The sequence below is a fragment of the Streptomyces sp. NPDC001832 genome, assembly GCF_040297265.1.
Lineage (GTDB): Bacteria > Actinomycetota > Actinomycetes > Streptomycetales > Streptomycetaceae > Streptomyces.
Genome location: NZ_JBEOYU010000020.1, coordinates 90995 through 107925, shown reverse-complemented (window position 1 = coordinate 107925; position 16931 = coordinate 90995). Strand labels below are relative to the sequence as shown.

General features: G+C 67.3%; 15 protein-coding genes and 1 riboswitch. Of the genes, 12 read left to right on the top strand and 3 right to left on the bottom strand.

Features of this window, described 5'->3' with window-relative positions; genetic code table 11:
• Positions 1-198 precede the first annotated feature (198 nt).
• The 10 genes from clsA (at position 199) to ABT115_RS17955 (ending at position 10127) form a co-directional block, all read left to right on the top strand.
• On the top strand, positions 199-807 hold the full coding sequence (gene clsA, locus ABT115_RS18000) for a cardiolipin synthase ClsA (RefSeq protein ID WP_351790343.1): 609 nt from the start codon (positions 199-201) through the stop codon (positions 805-807).
• 113 nt (positions 808-920) lie between these two features.
• Positions 921-3416: a sugar phosphate nucleotidyltransferase gene (locus ABT115_RS17995; RefSeq protein ID WP_351790340.1), complete on the top strand. Its 2496-nt coding sequence runs from the start codon at positions 921-923 to the stop codon at positions 3414-3416.
• 98 nt (positions 3417-3514) lie between these two features.
• Positions 3515-4438, top strand: coding sequence for a DUF881 domain-containing protein (locus tag ABT115_RS17990; RefSeq protein WP_351790338.1), 924 nt, complete (start codon positions 3515-3517; stop codon positions 4436-4438).
• The gene (locus tag ABT115_RS17985; RefSeq protein WP_351790336.1) at positions 4435-4767 is read left to right on the top strand and encodes a small basic family protein; all 333 of its coding nucleotides are present in this window, start codon (positions 4435-4437) and stop codon (positions 4765-4767) included. The genes ABT115_RS17990 and ABT115_RS17985 overlap by 4 nt, the downstream gene beginning before the upstream one ends.
• A gap of 5 nt (positions 4768-4772) precedes the next feature.
• The gene (locus tag ABT115_RS17980) at positions 4773-5561 is read left to right on the top strand and encodes a DUF881 domain-containing protein (protein ID WP_351790334.1); all 789 of its coding nucleotides are present in this window, start codon (positions 4773-4775) and stop codon (positions 5559-5561) included.
• Between the two features lie 450 nt (positions 5562-6011).
• Positions 6012-6539 (top strand): FHA domain-containing protein, encoded by a 528-nt coding sequence (locus ABT115_RS17975; RefSeq protein WP_351790331.1) that lies wholly within the window; start codon positions 6012-6014, stop codon positions 6537-6539.
• Between the two features lie 17 nt (positions 6540-6556).
• On the top strand, positions 6557-7297 hold the full coding sequence (gene ftsR / locus ABT115_RS17970; protein WP_351790328.1) for a transcriptional regulator FtsR: 741 nt from the start codon (positions 6557-6559) through the stop codon (positions 7295-7297).
• Positions 7298-7350: 53 nt separating this feature from the next.
• Positions 7351-7824 (top strand): bifunctional nuclease family protein, encoded by a 474-nt coding sequence (locus ABT115_RS17965; protein WP_006123076.1) that lies wholly within the window; start codon positions 7351-7353, stop codon positions 7822-7824.
• A 168-nt stretch (positions 7825-7992) separates the two neighbouring features.
• A complete protein-coding gene (locus tag ABT115_RS17960; protein ID WP_351790325.1) occupies positions 7993-8610 on the top strand; it encodes a MerR family transcriptional regulator in 618 nt (205 codons plus the stop codon).
• A gap of 56 nt (positions 8611-8666) precedes the next feature.
• Positions 8667-10127, top strand: coding sequence for a DNA polymerase IV (locus tag ABT115_RS17955; protein WP_351790323.1), 1461 nt, complete (start codon positions 8667-8669; stop codon positions 10125-10127).
• Here the strand turns inward: ABT115_RS17955 and ABT115_RS17950 are convergent.
• A complete protein-coding gene (locus ABT115_RS17950) occupies positions 10052-10420 on the bottom strand; it encodes a PRC-barrel domain-containing protein (protein ID WP_351790320.1) in 369 nt (122 codons plus the stop codon). The genes ABT115_RS17955 and ABT115_RS17950 overlap by 76 nt on opposite strands.
• Positions 10421-10533: 113 nt before the next feature.
• Positions 10534-10630: riboswitch (glycine riboswitch) on the top strand.
• 194 nt (positions 10631-10824) lie between these two features.
• Here ABT115_RS17950 and gcvP point away from each other — a divergent pair.
• Entirely contained in the window at positions 10825-13710 is a 2886-nt protein-coding gene (gene gcvP / locus ABT115_RS17945; protein WP_351790317.1) for an aminomethyl-transferring glycine dehydrogenase, read from the top strand.
• An 88-nt stretch (positions 13711-13798) separates the two neighbouring features.
• Here gcvP and ABT115_RS17940 read toward each other — a convergent pair whose 3' ends face one another.
• Both ABT115_RS17940 and ABT115_RS17935 read right to left on the bottom strand, forming a co-directional pair.
• Positions 13799-14005: a DUF5999 family protein gene (locus ABT115_RS17940; RefSeq protein WP_329593868.1), complete on the bottom strand. Its 207-nt coding sequence runs from the start codon at positions 14003-14005 to the stop codon at positions 13799-13801.
• Positions 14006-14322: 317 nt separating this feature from the next.
• The gene (locus tag ABT115_RS17935) at positions 14323-14916 is read right to left on the bottom strand and encodes a hypothetical protein (RefSeq protein WP_351790315.1); all 594 of its coding nucleotides are present in this window, start codon (positions 14914-14916) and stop codon (positions 14323-14325) included.
• Between the two features lie 484 nt (positions 14917-15400).
• Here ABT115_RS17935 and ABT115_RS17930 point away from each other — a divergent pair, with 484 nt between their 5' ends.
• Positions 15401-16906: a glutamate-cysteine ligase family protein gene (locus ABT115_RS17930; RefSeq protein WP_351790312.1), complete on the top strand. Its 1506-nt coding sequence runs from the start codon at positions 15401-15403 to the stop codon at positions 16904-16906.
• Positions 16907-16931 lie beyond the last annotated feature (25 nt).

Below are 16931 nucleotides of genomic sequence, written 5' to 3'. Positions count from 1 at the left end.
CCGATGGTACTGCAGGGGGGACCCTGTGGGAGAGTAGGACGCCGCCGGACTCCTTTTACGGGAAAGCCCCGTGCCCTTGTGGCACGGGGCTTTCCCGCGTTCATAGGGTCTTGCGTTACCCCTGCGTACCTGCCAGCGATGGCTGAGGGTAAAGTCAGGGGGCATCATCGGCACGTTCTTCACACAGGAGGCCCCCGGGTGGAGGTCCAGGAGACTCGGGTTCAGACGGACCGGGTACTCACTATCCCCAACATCCTCAGCATGGCTCGCCTTGTCGGGGTCCCGCTCTTCCTGTGGCTGATTCTTCGCCCCGTGTTCGGCGGCCCACAAAGCGATGGCTGGGCCTTGCTGGTGCTGATGTTCAGCGGCATCAGCGACTACCTCGACGGTAAGCTCGCCCGCAAGTGGAACCAGATCAGCCGCCTCGGTCGGCTCCTGGACCCTGCTGCAGACCGCCTCTATATCCTTTCGACCCTCGTCGGCCTGACCTGGCGGGAGATCCTGCCGCTCTGGCTCACCGCAGTACTCCTGGCCCGTGAGCTGATGCTCCTCGTGATGGTGGGAATCCTTCGCCGCCACGGCTATCCGCCGCCTCAGGTGAACTTTCTGGGGAAGGCCGCCACGTTCAACTTGATGTACGCGTTCCCCTTGTTGCTGCTCAGCGACGGAAGTGGTTGGCTTGCTTCGCTGGCCGCTATTTTCGGATGGGCGTTCGCAGGTTGGGGTACAACGCTCTATTGGTGGGCAGGGATCCTCTACGTGGTTCAGGTCCGCCGCCTCGTCAAGGCGGATGTAGCAGCCGATTGAGCTCGTTGATGCGGTGCCGCGCAGCGTGGCCGGTCTGCCGCTGATGACCCGAATGGTGCCCTGACGGGCGAAGTCGGCCAGACCGTCGTCTCTGCAAGGAGGACGTTTCCGACATGAAGGCCGTCGTGATGGCTGGTGGCGAAGGCACGCGCCTTCGCCCCATGACCTCAAGCATGCCCAAGCCGCTTCTGCCTGTCGCTAATCGGCCGATCATGGAGCATGTGCTTCGCCTGCTCAAGCGGCACGGGCTCAACGAGACCGTCGTAACGGTCCAGTTTCTCGCCTCGTTGGTCAAGAACTACTTTGGGGACGGCGAAGAGCTCGGGATGGAGCTCAGCTATGCCAACGAGGAGAAACCGCTCGGCACCGCAGGAAGTGTGAAGAACGCTGAGGAAGCGCTGAAGGACGACACCTTCCTCGTCATTTCCGGTGACGCGCTCACCGACTTCGATCTCACCGACCTCATCGCCTTCCACAAGGAAAAGGGCGGGCTGGTGACGGTGTGCCTGACCCGTGTGCCGAATCCTTTGGAATTCGGCATCACCATTGTGGACGAGGCGGGCCAGGTTGAGCGGTTCCTGGAGAAGCCCACCTGGGGCCAGGTCTTCTCTGACACCGTCAATACGGGCATCTATGTCATGGAGCCCGAGGTGTTCGACTACGTGGAGGCCGACGTCTCGGTGGATTGGTCCGGTGATGTCTTCCCGCAGCTCATGAAGGAAGGCAAGCCCATCTACGGCTATGTCGCCGAGGGGTACTGGGAGGATGTCGGTACCCACGAGAGCTATGTGAAGGCCCAGGCAGACGTTCTTGAGCGCAAGGTCGATGTCGAGATCGACGGCTTCGAGATCTCGCCGGGCGTATGGGTTGCGGAAGGCGCGGAAGTACATCCCGACGCGGTGCTGCGGGGCCCTCTCTACGTCGGGGACTACGCGAAGGTCGAAGCCGGAGTGGAGATTCGCGAGCACACGGTCATCGGGTCGAACGTTGTCGTGAAAAGTGGCGCTTTCCTGCACAGGGCCGTGATTCACGACAACGTCTACGTCGGCCAGCACAGCAATCTGCGCGGATGCGTGATCGGTAAGAACACCGACGTCATGCGGGCCGCCCGCATCGAGGACGGTGCGGTTATCGGGGACGAGTGCCTGATCGGTGAAGAATCGATCATTCAGGGCAACGTCCGCGTCTACCCGTTCAAGACCATCGAGGCCGGCGCTTTCGTCAATACCTCGGTGATCTGGGAATCCCGCGGACAGGCCCACCTCTTCGGGGCCCGAGGAGTGTCCGGCATTCTGAATGTCGAGATCACGCCGGAGCTGGCGGTCCGGCTCGCCGGAGCCTATGCCACGACCCTCAAGAAGGGCTCGACGGTCACCACCGCCCGTGATCACTCCCGCGGCGCCCGCGCGCTGAAGAGAGCGGTGATCTCGGCGCTTCAGGCCAGCGCCATCGACGTCCGGGACCTGGAAAATGTGCCGCTGCCCGTCGCACGCCAGCAGACTGCGCGGGGCAGCGCCGGTGGGATCATGATCCGTACGTCCCCCGGCGTGTCCGACTCGGTCGACATCATGTTCTTCGACGAGCGGGGCGCGGACCTCTCCCAGGCGCGGCAGCGGAAGCTGGATCGTGTCTACGCCCGCCAGGAATACCGCCGCGCCTTCCCGGGGGAGATCGGGGACTTGCACTTCCCTTCCAGTGTCTTCGACTCGTACACCGGATCGCTGCTGCGGAACGTGGACACCACGGGGATTGCCGACGCGGCTCTCAAGGTTGTCGTCGATGCCTCCAACGGCAGTGCCGGGCTTGTCCTGCCCAGCCTGCTGGGCCGACTCGGCGTGGACGCATTGACCATCAATCCCGGCCTCGACGAATCACGGCCCACCGAATCCGCCGAGACCCGGCGCTCAGGGCTGGTGCGGTTGGGCGAGATCGTCTCCTCGGCACGGGCCGCGTTCGGCGTGCGGTTCGATCCGGTTGGCGAGCGGCTCTCCCTGGTGGACGAACAGGGCAGGATCGTGGAGGACGACCGGGCGCTCCTGGTGATGCTCGACCTCGTGGCGGCCGAGCGGCGCAGCGGGCGGGTAGCGCTGCCGGTGACCACTACGCGGGTCGCCGAGCAGGTCGCGGCGTACCACGGCACGCAGGTCGAATGGACGACGACATCGCCCGACGACCTGACGCGTGTGGGACGCGAGGAAGGCACCATCTTTGGTGGAGACGGCCGCGGTGGCTTCATCGTTCCCGAGTTCAGCAGCGTCTTCGACGGATCGGCCGCTTTCGTGAGACTCATCGGGCTTGTCGCCAGGACCCAGCTCACCCTCAGCCAGATCGATGCCCGTATTCCCCGTGCCCATGTCCTGCGCCGTGATCTGGCCACACCCTGGGCCGTCAAGGGCCTGGTCATGCGGCGGGTTGTGGAGGCCGCCGGCGACCGCAATGTCGATACGACAGACGGTGTACGGGTCGTCGAGACCGACGGGCGATGGGTGCTGGTGCTGCCGGACCCGGCCGAAGCGGTCACCCATTTGTGGGCTGAGGGCCCGGATGACGCCTCCGCGCAGGCGCTGCTGGACGAATGGGCGGCAGTCGTGGAGAGCGCAGGTCACTGAGGGTTCCACCGGTGTGCCCGGCGGCGTCCGGCGGCGCCTTCGGGCACACCGGTGGGGCCATTCGGCGGTAGCAGTGGCGACGTGCGACGATGTGCGGCATGTCGCAGCAGCCCCCCGATCGGAGTACCGCCTCGCCTCCTGCGCGCCCTGACGCGTCCATGTCGCTGCTGACCAATGTGATGGACCACAGCCTGGACGACGGATACGCCGAGGCGTCGGCGCGTCGCGAGGCCGACGGGAGTGCGGGCATGCCCCGCACGCTCAAGTCGAAATTCGGCCTCGCCGCGTGTCTGGTGCTCGTTGCACTCGTGGTCACGCTCGGGGCCGCGCAGGCACGTGTCTCCGCTCCGGTCATTGCCAAGGAGCGCGAGGATTTGATCGACCGCATCGACGGGGAGACGGCGGCGGCCGACACCCTTGAGTCGCAGGTCGACAAGCTCCGGGACGACGTGGGCAGGCGCCAGCGTAAGGCGTTGGAGAAGCATGGTGGGGACCAGGGAGAGCTGGTGGCACTGCTCGCCGGGGCGACACCCGTGGAGGGGCCCGGCGTGAAGCTTGTCGTCGACGACGCCAAGGACACCGACCAGGGCGGTGGCGGGCCGAGGGAGACCAGCGGATTCGCCGACACCGGGCGAGTGCGCGACCGGGACCTGCAACGGGTCGTCAACGGCCTCTGGCAGTCCGGTGCGGAGGCGATCGCGATCAACGGGCAGCGTCTGACGGCCCTGTCGGCGATCCGCGCGGCCGGCGACGCCATACTGGTCGACAACAGACCGCTCGTGCCTCCGTACACGGTGCTGGCGGTGGGGAATGGGAAGCAGCTCAGCACCGCATTCCAGGACAGTGCTGACGGCCAGTATCTGCAGGCGCTCAAGGACACCTTCGACATCCGGACGAGCCTGTCCGTCCAGGAGAAGGTAAACCTCCCGGTTGCGCCGAGCCTGATCGTACGGACAGCAGAGCCTTATTCGGCCGCAGACACTGGCAGTGGTGCGGCAGACATAGAGAAGGGCAGATCGTGATCGCCGTACTGGGCCTCGTCGCGGGAGTCGTGGTCGGACTGTTGGTCCGCCCCGAGGTGCCGGCGGTGGTCGAGCCCTATCTTCCGATCGCCGTCGTGGCCGCCCTCGACGCAGTTTTCGGTGGTCTGCGGGCCATGCTCGACGGAATCTTCGTCGACAAGGTGTTCGTCGTGTCGTTCCTGTCGAATGTCGTAGTGGCTGCACTGATCGTGTTCCTGGGCGACAAGCTGGGCGTCGGAGCGCAGCTCTCCACCGGTGTGGTGGTCGTGCTCGGGATCCGGATCTTTTCCAACGCCGCGGCCATCCGTCGGCACGTCTTCCAGGCCTGAGGCCGATGAGCAACGAAGAACTTCCCGGCGACGAGGGGCGGACCGGCGAGCAGCCGGCCGAGGCCGTCAAGGAGCTCACCGGGCGTCAGCGGCTGATCGCCGGACTCTGGCCGCCGCGAGTGACGCGGGCCCAACTCACCTTTGCCGTGCTGCTGTTCGTCCTCGGTCTCGGGCTGGCCATTCAGGTGCGCTCGAACAGTGACAACAGCGCACTGCGGGGTGCCCGTCAGGAAGACCTGGTCCGCATTCTCGATGAGCTGGACGACCGTACACAGCGCCTGGAGGACGAGAAGCAGCGCCTCGACGCTCAGCGTACGGAGTTGGAGAACAGCTCCGACCAGGCTGAGGAGGCGCGTAAGCAGACGCTGGAGAAGGAGCGGCAACTCGGTATTCTCGCGGGCACCGTGGCGGCGCACGGGCCCGGGATCACGCTCACCGTCAATGACCCGGGAGACGGGATCAAGGCGGACATGCTGCTCGACGCGCTGCAGGAGTTGCGTGCGGCGGGTGCCGAAGCGATCGAGGTCAACGGAGTGAGAGTGGTGGCCAATACTTTCTTCTCCGGTGACGGGGGCAACGTCAAGGTGGACGGCCGTAAGATCACTGCGCCGTACGTATTCAAAGTGATCGGCAGGCCCCAGGATCTGGAGCCGGCGCTGAACATCCCTGGCGGTGTGGTGCAGACGCTGGAGAAGGAGCAGGCCACCGTGCATGTGGAGCAGGCCGACGACATCGTCGTGGACGTCTTGCGACCGGCGAAGCGGTCTGACTACGCTCGGCCGTCATCGTCGTGAGGCCGCGGCATGGAGGGGCCGAAGGTGACGGGCAGGAGGTTGCGGGGGGTCGGCGCATCGTAATGGTGGTGCGTGGTGGAAACTGTCGAGTGGATACGGACGTTGTGAAGACGTCCGGGTCGGCAGGTGTGTTCGTTCAGGTTCGTCCTGCCCCACGGGCGGGTCTATTTCGGTCAAGGGGAATCGCCCGTGAAGTTGTTTGGGAAGTTGTTCGGCAAGAGCGCTCGCGATGAAGCTGCCCGCCACCGCGCACCGCGCCATGGCCAGGCAGAGGAGCAGGGGTCGGAGCGCCCGCTCTTCCGCGATCAGGTGTCCGGTTCGGGCAGCGATAATTCGGGCGTTTCCGGCGCGTCGTCTGTTGACGCTGCCGGTGCCGGCCGCATAGGTTTCTCGGAACCGTCAACCTCAAGTACGGGTGGAGGGTTCACCCCGAGGCAGGAGGGTTCGTCCATGCCGGTCTGTACGAGGTGCGGGCATCGCAATGCTGAGGCCAGTCGTTTCTGCTCCAACTGTGGTGCACCACTGAGGGGTGGAATTCCCGAGCGTGCCTCGGAGACGACCTCGACCATCTCCATCTCCGGTCTCGAGGCGTACGACGCGGAGAGCACCGGGCAGACGCCCCTACCGTCTCTCTCGCCCGAGGCACAGGCCGCTGTCGAAGCTCTTCCGCTCGGCTCGGCGCTCCTGGTGGTGCGACGTGGTCCGAACGCCGGCAGCCGCTTCCTGTTGGATAGTGAGCTGACCACGGCCGGCCGCCATCCGCAGAGCGACATCTTCCTCGACGACGTGACGGTGTCGCGGCAGCATGTGGAGTTCCGCAGGAGCCCCGACGGCAGCTTCACGGTCGGGGACGTGGGCAGCCTGAACGGCACCTACGTCAATCGCGAGCGTATCGACTCCGTCGCCCTGTCCAACGGAGACGAAGTGCAGATCGGGAAGTACCGGCTGGTCTTCTACGCGAGCCAGCAGGGCATCTGACCCGTCAGGGAAGGTCCATGCTGAGAACACCGACGGGCGGTGCCGGTCACGGCACCGCCGCCGACGACCGCCCGGTGAGCATCGGCACGGTGCTCCTGCGACTGCGGGACGAGTTTCCCGAAGTCACGATCTCCAAGATTCGCTTCCTGGAGGCCGAAGGGCTCGTCGAGCCGCAGCGGACCCCCTCCGGCTATCGCAAGTTCCGTGGGGCCGACGTGGAGCGGCTGGCTCAGGTACTGCGTTTGCAGCGGGACCACTACCTCCCGCTGAAGGTCATCCGAGAGCACCTGGATGCCCTCGCCCGCGGCGAACAGTCCACCCTGCCGTCCGGGGGCGGCCCGCAGGACCTGGCTGAGAGCGGCCGGGATGCCGACTCCGGACGGGCGACGGCGGCCCGTATCGGCCGCGCCGAGCTGCTCGCGGCCGCCGAGGTCACCGAGAGTGACCTGGACGAGTGGGAGTCGTACGGCCTGGTCGCTCCGGCCGCCGAGGGCGGTTACGACGCGGAGACGGTCACGGTGGCCAAGCTTGTGGCGGATCTGGGTCGATTCGGTCTGGAACCGCGTCACCTGCGTGCCATTCGGGCAGCCGCGGACCGTGAGGCGGGACTCGTCGAGCAGGTGATCGCGCCCCTGCGCCGACACCGGAATCCGCAGACCAGAGCACATGCGGAGGCCACCGCGAGGGAGCTCGCAGAGTTGTCTGTACGGCTTCATTCGGCGCTTGTACAGACCGCTCTGCGGGTCCGGCTCCACTGATCACGTCGGTGCTCGACTACCCAAACCTGCCGAGCACGTCCTAGGGTTGCTGTGTGAACGAGCTCGACGTTGTGGGTGTCCGGGTGGAAATGCCCTCCAACCAACCGATCGTGCTCCTGCGTGAAGTGGGAGGCGACCGGTACCTCCCTATTTGGATCGGTCCTGGTGAGGCGACCGCGATCGCCTTCGCCCAGCAGGGCATGGCTCCGGCCAGGCCGCTGACCCATGATCTCTTCAAGGATGTGCTCGAGGCCGTCGGTCAGGAGCTCACCGAGGTCCGTATCACGGACCTGCGGGAAGGGGTCTTCTACGCGGAGCTGGTCTTCGCCAGCGGGGTCGAGGTGAGCGCGCGGCCGTCCGACGCCATAGCGCTCGCACTGCGCACCGGAACGCCGATCTACGGCAGTGACGGGGTGCTCGACGATGCTGGTATCGCCATCCCGGACGAGCAGGAGGACGAGGTGGAGAAGTTCCGCGAGTTCCTTGACCAGATCTCACCGGAGGACTTCGGTACCAACAGTCAGTAACCGTTCTACGGGGTCGCATTCAGCGCATCCGACAAGCCTTTCCCGCTCGAGAGGCACGGGAAACCACCCTCAGGGTGATTATCACTCGGCGTGCCGAGTGTGGCGATCGTTGACGCACCCCGAGCGACTGCCTACCTTCGAGATGGCAGGTCAAGGACGGAGGTCGGCGTGAGAAGCAGCGGCGACGGTACGGCAGCGGGTGGGCCGTATCCGCAGCAGGGGAGTACAGCCGGCCGCACCATCAGGCAACCGGTTGAACCGGCGGCGGTGGCGGGGGGCGGCGTGGCATCGGCCAACGACATCGGCTATCGCGGGCCGACAGCTTGCGCGGCTGCGGGGATCACCTATCGGCAGCTCGACTACTGGGCGCGCACCGGGCTGGTCGAGCCGAGCGTGCGTCCGGCATACGGCTCGGGCACACAGCGGCTCTACAGCTTTCGGGACGTTGTCCTGCTCAAGATCGTGAAGCGCTTCCTGGACACGGGCGTCGCCCTGCAGAACATCCGCACCACGGTCCAGCATCTGCGGGCCCGCGGCTTCCAGGATCTTGAGCGGATGACGCTGATGAGCGACGGGGCGACGGTCTACGAGTGCTCCTCGCCCGACGAAGTCGTCGATCTGCTCCAGGGCGGCCAGGGGGTCTTCGGTATCGCCGTGGGTGTGGTGTGGCAGGACGTCGATGTCGCGCTGTCACAGCTGCACGGTGAGCGGGTGGACACCGGCGAGACACTGATCGGGAACAACCCCACCGATGAGCTCGCGCGGAGGCGCAACCGCGCCGGCTGACAGACCGGGGGATCGAGTGCGGCGATTGTCAGTGCCGTAAGGCAGCATCGATTGATGTGAGAGCCGCGCCCACCATCCTGCATCTGGACATGGATGCCTTCTACGCCTCTGCCGAGCAGGCGGCGAAGCCCAGCCTGCGCGGCAAACCCGTCGTGGTGGGTGGGCTGGGGCCGCGCGGAGTCGTCGCCACCGCGTCGTACGAGGCACGGCGCTTCGGGGTGCACTCGGCGATGCCCATGGCGCAGGCACGGCGGCTGGCCCCCAATGCGGCATATCTGGTACCCCGTTTCCTGCTGTACCGGACGGTCAGCGACCAGGTGATGGAGCTGCTGGGGCGGCTCTCCCCGTTGTTGGAGCCGCTCAGCCTGGACGAGGCCTTTGTCGACCTGGAAGCCGGTGGGACGGCCGATGACAGCGCCTCGGCACTGGAGATCGGCGAGCAGTTGCGTACGGCCATCAAGGCGGTCACCGGGCTCACCGGCTCGGTCGGGCTCGCCGGCTCCAAGATGCTGGCCAAGATCGCCTCGGAGAAGGCGAAACCGGACGGACTGCTGCTCATAGAGCCCGGGACGGAGCGTGAGCTGCTCGCGCCCATGTCGGTACGGATCCTCCCCGGCGTCGGGCCCGCGACGGCGGACCATCTGCGCCGAGCCGGGATGACGACCGTCAATGACCTGGCCGAGGCGGGTGAGGCGGAGCTCGTACGCCTGCTCGGGAAGGCGCACGGCGGCTCGCTCCACCGCATGTCGTTCGGATACGACGACCGGCCCGTGGTCGCGGAGCGGGACGCGAAATCGGTGTCGGTCGAGGACACCTTCGACGCCGACCTGCACGACCGGCTGCGGGTGAGGACGGAGGTGGAACGGCTGGCCGACCGGTGTGTCCAGCGGTTGCGGGGTGCGGGGCGGTCTGGGCGGACGGTGGTGCTGAAGGTACGGCGCTACGACTTCTCCACCCTGACGAGGTCCGAGACGCTGCGTGGGCCCACGGACGACCCCACAGTGGTCCGGGAGGCCGCCGCACGGCTTCTGGAGGCCGTGGACACCACCGGAGGCGTACGGCTCCTGGGCGTGGGCGTCACGGGCCTTGCCGACTACACGCAGGAAGACCTCTTCGCCCAGGCCGCGGGGGACCGGGCCGCAATCGAGGAAACGACCGAGGAGGAGACAGTGGCGGAGGGCGACGGGGACAAGCTCGTGGACAGTGCGCAGGAGGAGGCCCAGGGGACCGCTGAGCAGCTCGCCGCACGGCGCTGGCCCGCCGGACACGACGTACGTCATGACACGTACGGCCATGGCTGGGTGCAGGGCAGTGGTGTCGGCCGGGTCACGGTGCGGTTCGAGGAGCCCTGGTCGGCGCCCGGCCGGGTGCGTACGTTCCGGATCGACGATCCGGAACTGCAGCCGGCCGATCCGCTGCCGCTGATACGGAACGCGGTGGACTACTCGTCCTGGCCGGACAGCGTGCCGAAGTCCCTGTCGGGTCCGGTCTCCTCGGGCGGGGAGTCGAGACCGTAGTGACGGTAGAGCTGAAGTTCCTGTTCCGGCGAGAGATGGCGGCCGACGCCGAAGTCGGGTGCGTCCTTGATCAGCGCACGGTCGAACGGGACGCGGAGCGAATCCTCCACGAATTCGCTGGGTTCCAGCGGGACGAACGCGTCCCGGCTGAAGAGCCCGGTACGCACGGCGGCCCACTCGGGCACACCGGTCGCGTCGTCGAGGTACACCTCGTCCACGGTTCCGATTTTGGTGCCCTTGCGGTCGAATGCCTTGCGGCCGATCAGGCGGCGCGGATCGATGTCGGACTGCACGGTCCCTCCCACTGGTCGCGGCTACTCCACAAGCACTACAGAAGTGCAGATCCGGGGGGTTGGCCACTCGAGAACTGCGCTGCGAACCCCGCTGGTAGGCTGGTTACGGCTGCTGACCCCGTGCGGGAGAGTCCTCCGGAGCGAATCCGAAGGCGCCGAAGGAGCAAATCCTCCCCGGAATCTCTCAGGCCCCCGTACCGCGCGGACGAGGTCACTCTGGAAAGCAGGGCGGGTTCCGTGCGGCCGAGTGCCGGTACGGCTCCCTTCCTCACCGACGGTGAAAGCCGGTACGCCTCAGGGCGCGCCGGTGAAGCTCTCAGGTTGAGATGACAGAGGGGGAGGCCGTTCGGGCACCCGCGCCGTGGTGCCCCTCGCAGGTCGTGACAGACCAGGAGGCCTCCACCATGACCCCCCGTCGCACTCCGCTCTCCCAGCTGGAGCAGGGCATCCCCTTCGAACAGCGCCACGTCGGACCTGATGCCGAGGCGCAGGCGAAGATGCTCGCTCAGGTCGGTTACGGCTCGCTCGACGACCTGACTGCGGCCGCGGTGCCCGATGTCATCAAGAGCGCGGAGGCACTCCAGTTGCCGGGCGCCCGTACCGAGGCCGAGGTTCTCGCCGAGCTGCGCGCCCTTGCCGACCGCAACCAGGTGCTGGCCCCGATGATCGGGCTCGGCTACTACGGCACCTTCACCCCGCCGGTGATCCTTCGCAACGTCATGGAGAACCCCGCCTGGTACACGGCCTACACGCCGTACCAGCCGGAGATCTCGCAGGGCCGCCTGGAGGCGCTCCTCAACTTCCAGACGATGGTCGCCGAGCTGACCGGGCTGCCCACCTCCGGCGCTTCCCTGCTCGACGAGGGCACCGCGGCCGCTGAGGCCATGGCGCTCTCGCGGCGCGTAGCCAAGGTGAAGAACGGTGTCTTCCTGGTCGACGCCGACGCGCTGCCGCAGACGATCGCCGTCATCGAGACCCGCGCCGAGCCGACCGGTGTCGAGGTTGTCGTCGCCGACCTCTCCGACGGCATCCCGGCAGAGATCGCCGAGCGCGGTGTCTTCGGTGTCCTGCTGCAGTACCCGGGCGCCTCCGGGGCGGTACGGAACATCGAGCCCGTTATCGAGCAGGCCCACGAACTCGGTGCGATCGTCACGGTGGCCGCCGATCTGCTGGCCCTGACCCTGCTGACCTCACCGGGCGAGCTGGGTGCGGACATCGCCGTCGGCACCACGCAGCGTTTCGGCGTGCCGATGGGCTTCGGCGGACCGCACGCCGGCTTCATGGCCGTGCGCGAGAAGTTCGCCCGCAGCCTGCCGGGCCGCCTCGTCGGCGTATCCGTGGACGCGGACGGCAACAAGGCATACCGGTTGGCCCTGCAGACCCGCGAGCAGCACATCCGCCGCGAGAAAGCCACCAGCAACATCTGTACCGCTCAGGTGCTGCTCGCTGTCATGGCCGGGATGTACGCCGTGTACCACGGCCCGGACGGGCTGCGGACGATCGCTCGGCGCACCCACCGCTACGCGACAATCCTGGCTGAGGGCCTGCGCACCTCCGGCATCGACGTCGTGACCGGCGCCTACTTCGACACCCTCACCGTGCGTGTCCCGGGGAAGGCCGCCGATGTCGTGGCCGGTGCCCGCGAGCGCGGTGTCAACCTGCGGCTCATCGACGCCGACCTGGTCTCCCTCGCCTGCGACGAGACCACCACGCGTACCCAGATCGCCGCCGTCTGGGCCGCTTTCGGCGCCGACGGAGACATCGAGGCGCTGGACGCCGCGGCTGCCGACGCGCTGCCCGAGGGCCTGCTGCGCACCGGCGAGATCCTCACCCACCCGGTCTTCCACCAGCACCGTTCGGAGACCGCGATGCTGCGCTACCTGCGCAAGCTCGCCGACCGGGACTACGCCTTGGACCGCGGCATGATCCCGCTCGGCTCCTGCACCATGAAGCTGAACGCGACCACCGAGATGGAGTCGATCACCTGGCCCGAGTTCGGCGCACTGCACCCCTTCGCGCCGGCCGAGCAGGCACAGGGCTTCCTCACCCTCATCCGTGAGCTGGAGGAACGCCTCGCCGAGGTCACCGGGTACGACGCGGTCTCGATCCAGCCGAACGCCGGATCGCAGGGCGAGTTCGCCGGCCTCCTGGCCGTGCGTGCGTACCACCGGGCCAACGGCGACGACCAGCGGACCATCTGCCTCATCCCGTCCTCTGCGCACGGCACCAACGCCGCCAGCGCCGTGATGGCCGGCATGAAGGTCGTCGTGGTGAAGACCGCCGACGACGGCGAGGTCGACATCGAGGACCTCCGCGCCAAGATCGAGAAGCACCGCGACGAGCTCGCCGTGCTCATGATCACGTACCCATCGACGCACGGTGTGTTTGAGGAGCACGTTGCCGACATCTGCGCCGAGGTGCACGACGCCGGCGGTCAGGTGTACGTCGACGGTGCCAACCTCAACGCTCTGGTCGGCCTCGCCAAGCCGGGCCGGTTCGGTGGTGACGTCTCGCACCTGAACCTGCACAAGACCTTCTGCATCCCGCACGGCGGCGGCGGCCCCGGCGTCGGCCCGGTCGGTGTGCGCGCGCACCTCGCGCCGTACCTGCCGAACCACCCGCTGCAGCCCGCGGCGGGGCCGGAGACCGGTGTTGGACCTGTCTCGGCCGCTCCGTGGGGCTCGGCCGGCATTCTCCCCATCTCCTGGGCGTACGTACGCCTGATGGGCGGGGAGGGCCTGAAGCGTGCGACGCAGGTCGCCGTACTTGCCGCCAACTACATCGCCAAGCGTCTCGAACCGCACTACCCGATTCTGTACAACGGTCCGGCCGGGCTCGTCGCGCACGAGTGCATCGTGGACCTGCGGCCGATCACCAAGGCCACCGGCGTCAGCGTCGACGACATCGCCAAGCGTCTGATCGACTACGGCTTCCACTCGCCGACCATGTCGTTCCCGGTCGCCGGGACGCTGATGATCGAGCCGACCGAGAGCGAGAACCTCGCGGAGCTCGACCGCTTCTGCGACACGATGGTCGCCATTCGCGGCGAGGTCGAGAAGGTGACCTCCGGCGAGTGGAGCGCGGACGACAACCCACTGACCAACGCTCCGCACACCGCGGCGATGCTGGGCGGGGAGTGGGATCACGGATACAGCCGTGAGGTGGCGGTCTTCCCGGCCGGAGTCTCGGCCGCCGACAAGTACTGGCCGCCGGTGCGCCGGATCGACGGTGCCTTCGGTGACCGCAACCTCGTCTGCTCCTGCCCGCCACTGGACGAGTACGACAACTGAGGTATGAGCGGTAGGGCGTGACGCGGACATGCGTCGGGGCCGGTGCGGAGAGTTCTCCGGGCCGGCCCCAGTTCGTACCGGCCGGGGGTCAGGCGGCCTTCATCACCCGGCCGGTCCCCAGGGGTCGGTGCGGGGCGATGATCTGCCCGTCCGGGAGCAGCTCACCGGTGTCCTCGAAGAGCAGGACGCCGTTGCACAGCAGGCTCCAGCCTTGTTCCGGGTGGTGTGCCGTCAGACGGGCGGCTTCCCGGTCGGCTGAGTCGGCGGTCGGGCATGGTGGCTGGTGTTGGCACATGGGTGGGTTCTTTCGCTGTGTTGTGGTGGATGTCCTGCGGCCTGATGAGTTGTTCATGGTCGCCCCCCGTATCGATCGGTCGGGTCCCAGTGTTGCCCCACGGGCGTCAATCCGCAGGGATTTCGCAGCAGCACTTCTCCCTGCTCCGAGGACGCGTCACCCGGCCGGTGGGTTCACCGCAACTGCACTGTCCCTTCGGGTGGTTCGGGGTGGCCGGACCGGGCTAGTCCGGATGGGCGGGATGTGTGGCCCGCAGCTCTGTGCCCCGCCGAGACGGTGGCGGGGCACAGAGCGGTGATGTGGGATGCGGCCCGTCGTCAGGCCGGTGATCCGAGCAAGGGACCGGTGCCCGGGGTGATACGCAGCGTCATCACGCGGAGCAGATCGGCGACCCGATGCGGGCGATGCGCCGCGATACCTGGAGGTGCGGGTGCCAGCGGTACCAGGAGATCGGCGGGGGCGAGTGCCCCGCCGGAGGCGTCGGCCTCGGTGTCGGCGTGCAGCCACAGCGCCAGCATATAGAGCTCCGGAATGGACAGCAGCCGTGGCTGGTAGTGCGGTGTCACCGTCTCGGCCTGGCGCAGGGCGAGTTCGGTCGAGGCGATATACGGGCCCTCGAAGAAGTGCGAGAAGGTCCAGCCGTCCGGGGTGAGCATGGTGTCTGCCGCGGCGACGGCCTGCTCCGAGCTGCGGATCAGGAACCGCCACGCGGCAAGCCGGGTGGCGGGTGCGAGCCCGCTCGGACCGATCCGGCCCAGTACATGGACGGGGAGCGGGAGTTCGGGGCTCAGCGGTCCCTGGGCGGATCGGAGAGCAGGTGTGCGGGCCTCGCGGACTGCGGTGGGTGAACCGAGTGCCGCGAGAACGCTGCGCAGAGCGGGCGCGGGAGCCGGGGAAACATGCAGCGGCATAGTGGGTCGCCTCTCACTTCGGAGACACGGTGATGCGTGGGCGGGTGCAGACGGCGCTGTCGGCGTGCGGGGCCAGAGGGGGCCGGTGACTGGGCCGGTGCGTCAACTCTCTGCCTCGTCCGCGAAGTTTATACGACACGTGTTCGCGCAGTGATTCCACTAGCCGTCGCAGGTATTGCCGACAAGGCGGCATCAGGACTTTATTATGCGGAGATTCTGCTGATTCTTCGTCAGCGGCGCAGCCACTGCCAGGGGTTTTTCCCTGGAGGCGGTCGGCCGAAACGCATCGTCGTTTTCGCCACGCACCGGGTGGCGGAAACTGCGCACTGCACCATGCCGAAGGAATGTGCCCCGGCGGACCGTCCTCAGATTAGTGGGAGCGCGGCGTTCATGGGGGCGTTATGGATCACCTGGCCTGGGCATTATCGATCGTGACGCGAGCGGCCTGGGCCGCGGGCCGCCCACTCGAGGGAGGGACGCTTCGATGGGGGAGAAGGTCGTGGCGGGCGCCTTTGATCTGTCCGATCGGCAGAGGTGCCGGAGGAAGCTTCGCCAGTGCCTCGAGGGGCTGGAGAGGCTCCTGACGGAGCGGAGGTTCGACCGCCCCCGCAACCTGATGGGCATGGAGATCGAGCTGAATCTGGCAGGTTCCGACGGCATGCCGAAGATGATGAATGGGGAGGTGCTCCCGCGCATCGCGAGCCATGATTTCCAGACCGAACTCGGGATGTTCAATTTGGAGGTGAACATTGTCCCGCACCACCTGGACGGACGCGTTTTCGATCAGCTGGCCGAAGAGCTCAGGACCGGCCTCGGATATGCCCATCGGAAGGCGGGCGAGGTCGATGCCGGGATCGTGATGATCGGAATTCTGCCCACCCTGGTCCGTCAGGACCTCGTTGCGGCGAACCTCTCGGCCGCGGAACGCTACACACTGCTGGACGAGCAAATGACGGCTGCGCGGGGCGAAGACTTCTTGCTCGATATCCAAGGCGTGGAGCGATTGGTCTCTACCTCCACCTCGATCATTCCCGAGGCCGCCTGTACATCAATTCAGCTGCATCTGCAGGTGACCCCGGCGCGCTTCGCGGCCGTATGGAACGCGGCCCAGGCCGTCGCCGGAGTCCAGATCGCCCTCGGCGCCAACTCGCCCTTCCTGTTAGGCAGGGAGCTGTGGCGGGAATCGCGGCCGCCGCTCTTCCAGCAGGCCACGGACACCAGACCGCCCGAACTCCAGAACCAAGGGGTACGGCCCAGGACCTGGTTCGGGGAGCGGTGGGTCGGCTCGGCGTACGAGCTCTTCGAGGAGAATCTGCGCTACTTCCCCCCGCTGCTGCCGATCTGCGACGAGGAGGACCCGCTGCGGGTGCTCGACGAGGGCGGGGTGCCGCGGCTGCAGGAGCTCGTGCTCCACAACGGTACGGTCTACCGCTGGAACCGGCCCGTGTACGGGCTGGCCGACGGCGTACCTCATCTGCGGGTGGAGAACCGGGTCCTGCCTGCCGGCCCCACCGTCACCGATGTGATCGCCAATGCCGCCCTCTACTACGGGCTCGTGCGGGCGTTGGCCGAGGAATCCCGTCCGGTGTGGAGCAGGCTTCCGTTCGCAGCAGCGGCCGAGAACTTCGACACCGCCTGCCGCCATGGCATCGACGCGGAGCTGATCTGGCCCCGTCCCGGCCGTTCTGGCGGGCTGACCCGGGTTCCGGCAGTCAAACTCGTACGGGACGAACTGCTGCCGCTGGCCGCTGCGGGGCTCGACGCCTGGAACATCGAGCCCGTGGACCGCGACTTGTACCTCGGGGTGATCGAGGAGCGCTGCAAGCGGCGGATGAACGGAGCGTCCTGGCAGGTGGACACCTATCACCGGGCACGGGAGGCCGGACTCGAACGCCATGCGGCGCTGGCCGCGACCACCCGCCGGTACGCCGAACTGATGCACAGCGGCGAACCCGTGCACAGCTGGCCGACGGGTGTCCCCGCGCCGTGACCCGTCGTGGCGGGCGCCGGCACCC

Bases quoted from the DNA above. Each gene is read 5' to 3' on its own strand.
- ABT115_RS17995 (WP_351790340.1), top strand. From the start codon at position 921: ATGAAGGCCGTCGTGATGGCTGGTGGCGAAGGCACGCGCCTTCGCCCC.
- ABT115_RS17990 (WP_351790338.1), top strand. From the start codon at position 3,515: ATGTCGCAGCAGCCCCCCGATCGGAGTACCGCCTCGCCTCCTGCGCGC.
- ABT115_RS17980 (WP_351790334.1), top strand. From the start codon at position 4,773: ATGAGCAACGAAGAACTTCCCGGCGACGAGGGGCGGACCGGCGAGCAG.
- ABT115_RS17975 (WP_351790331.1), top strand. From the start codon at position 6,012: ATGCCGGTCTGTACGAGGTGCGGGCATCGCAATGCTGAGGCCAGTCGT.
- ftsR (WP_351790328.1), top strand. From the start codon at position 6,557: ATGCTGAGAACACCGACGGGCGGTGCCGGTCACGGCACCGCCGCCGAC.
- gcvP (WP_351790317.1), top strand. From the start codon at position 10,825: ATGACCCCCCGTCGCACTCCGCTCTCCCAGCTGGAGCAGGGCATCCCC.
- ABT115_RS17940 (WP_329593868.1), bottom strand. From the start codon at position 14,005: ATGTGCCAACACCAGCCACCATGCCCGACCGCCGACTCAGCCGACCGG.
- ABT115_RS17935 (WP_351790315.1), bottom strand. From the start codon at position 14,916: ATGCCGCTGCATGTTTCCCCGGCTCCCGCGCCCGCTCTGCGCAGCGTT.
- ABT115_RS17930 (WP_351790312.1), top strand. From the start codon at position 15,401: ATGGGGGAGAAGGTCGTGGCGGGCGCCTTTGATCTGTCCGATCGGCAG.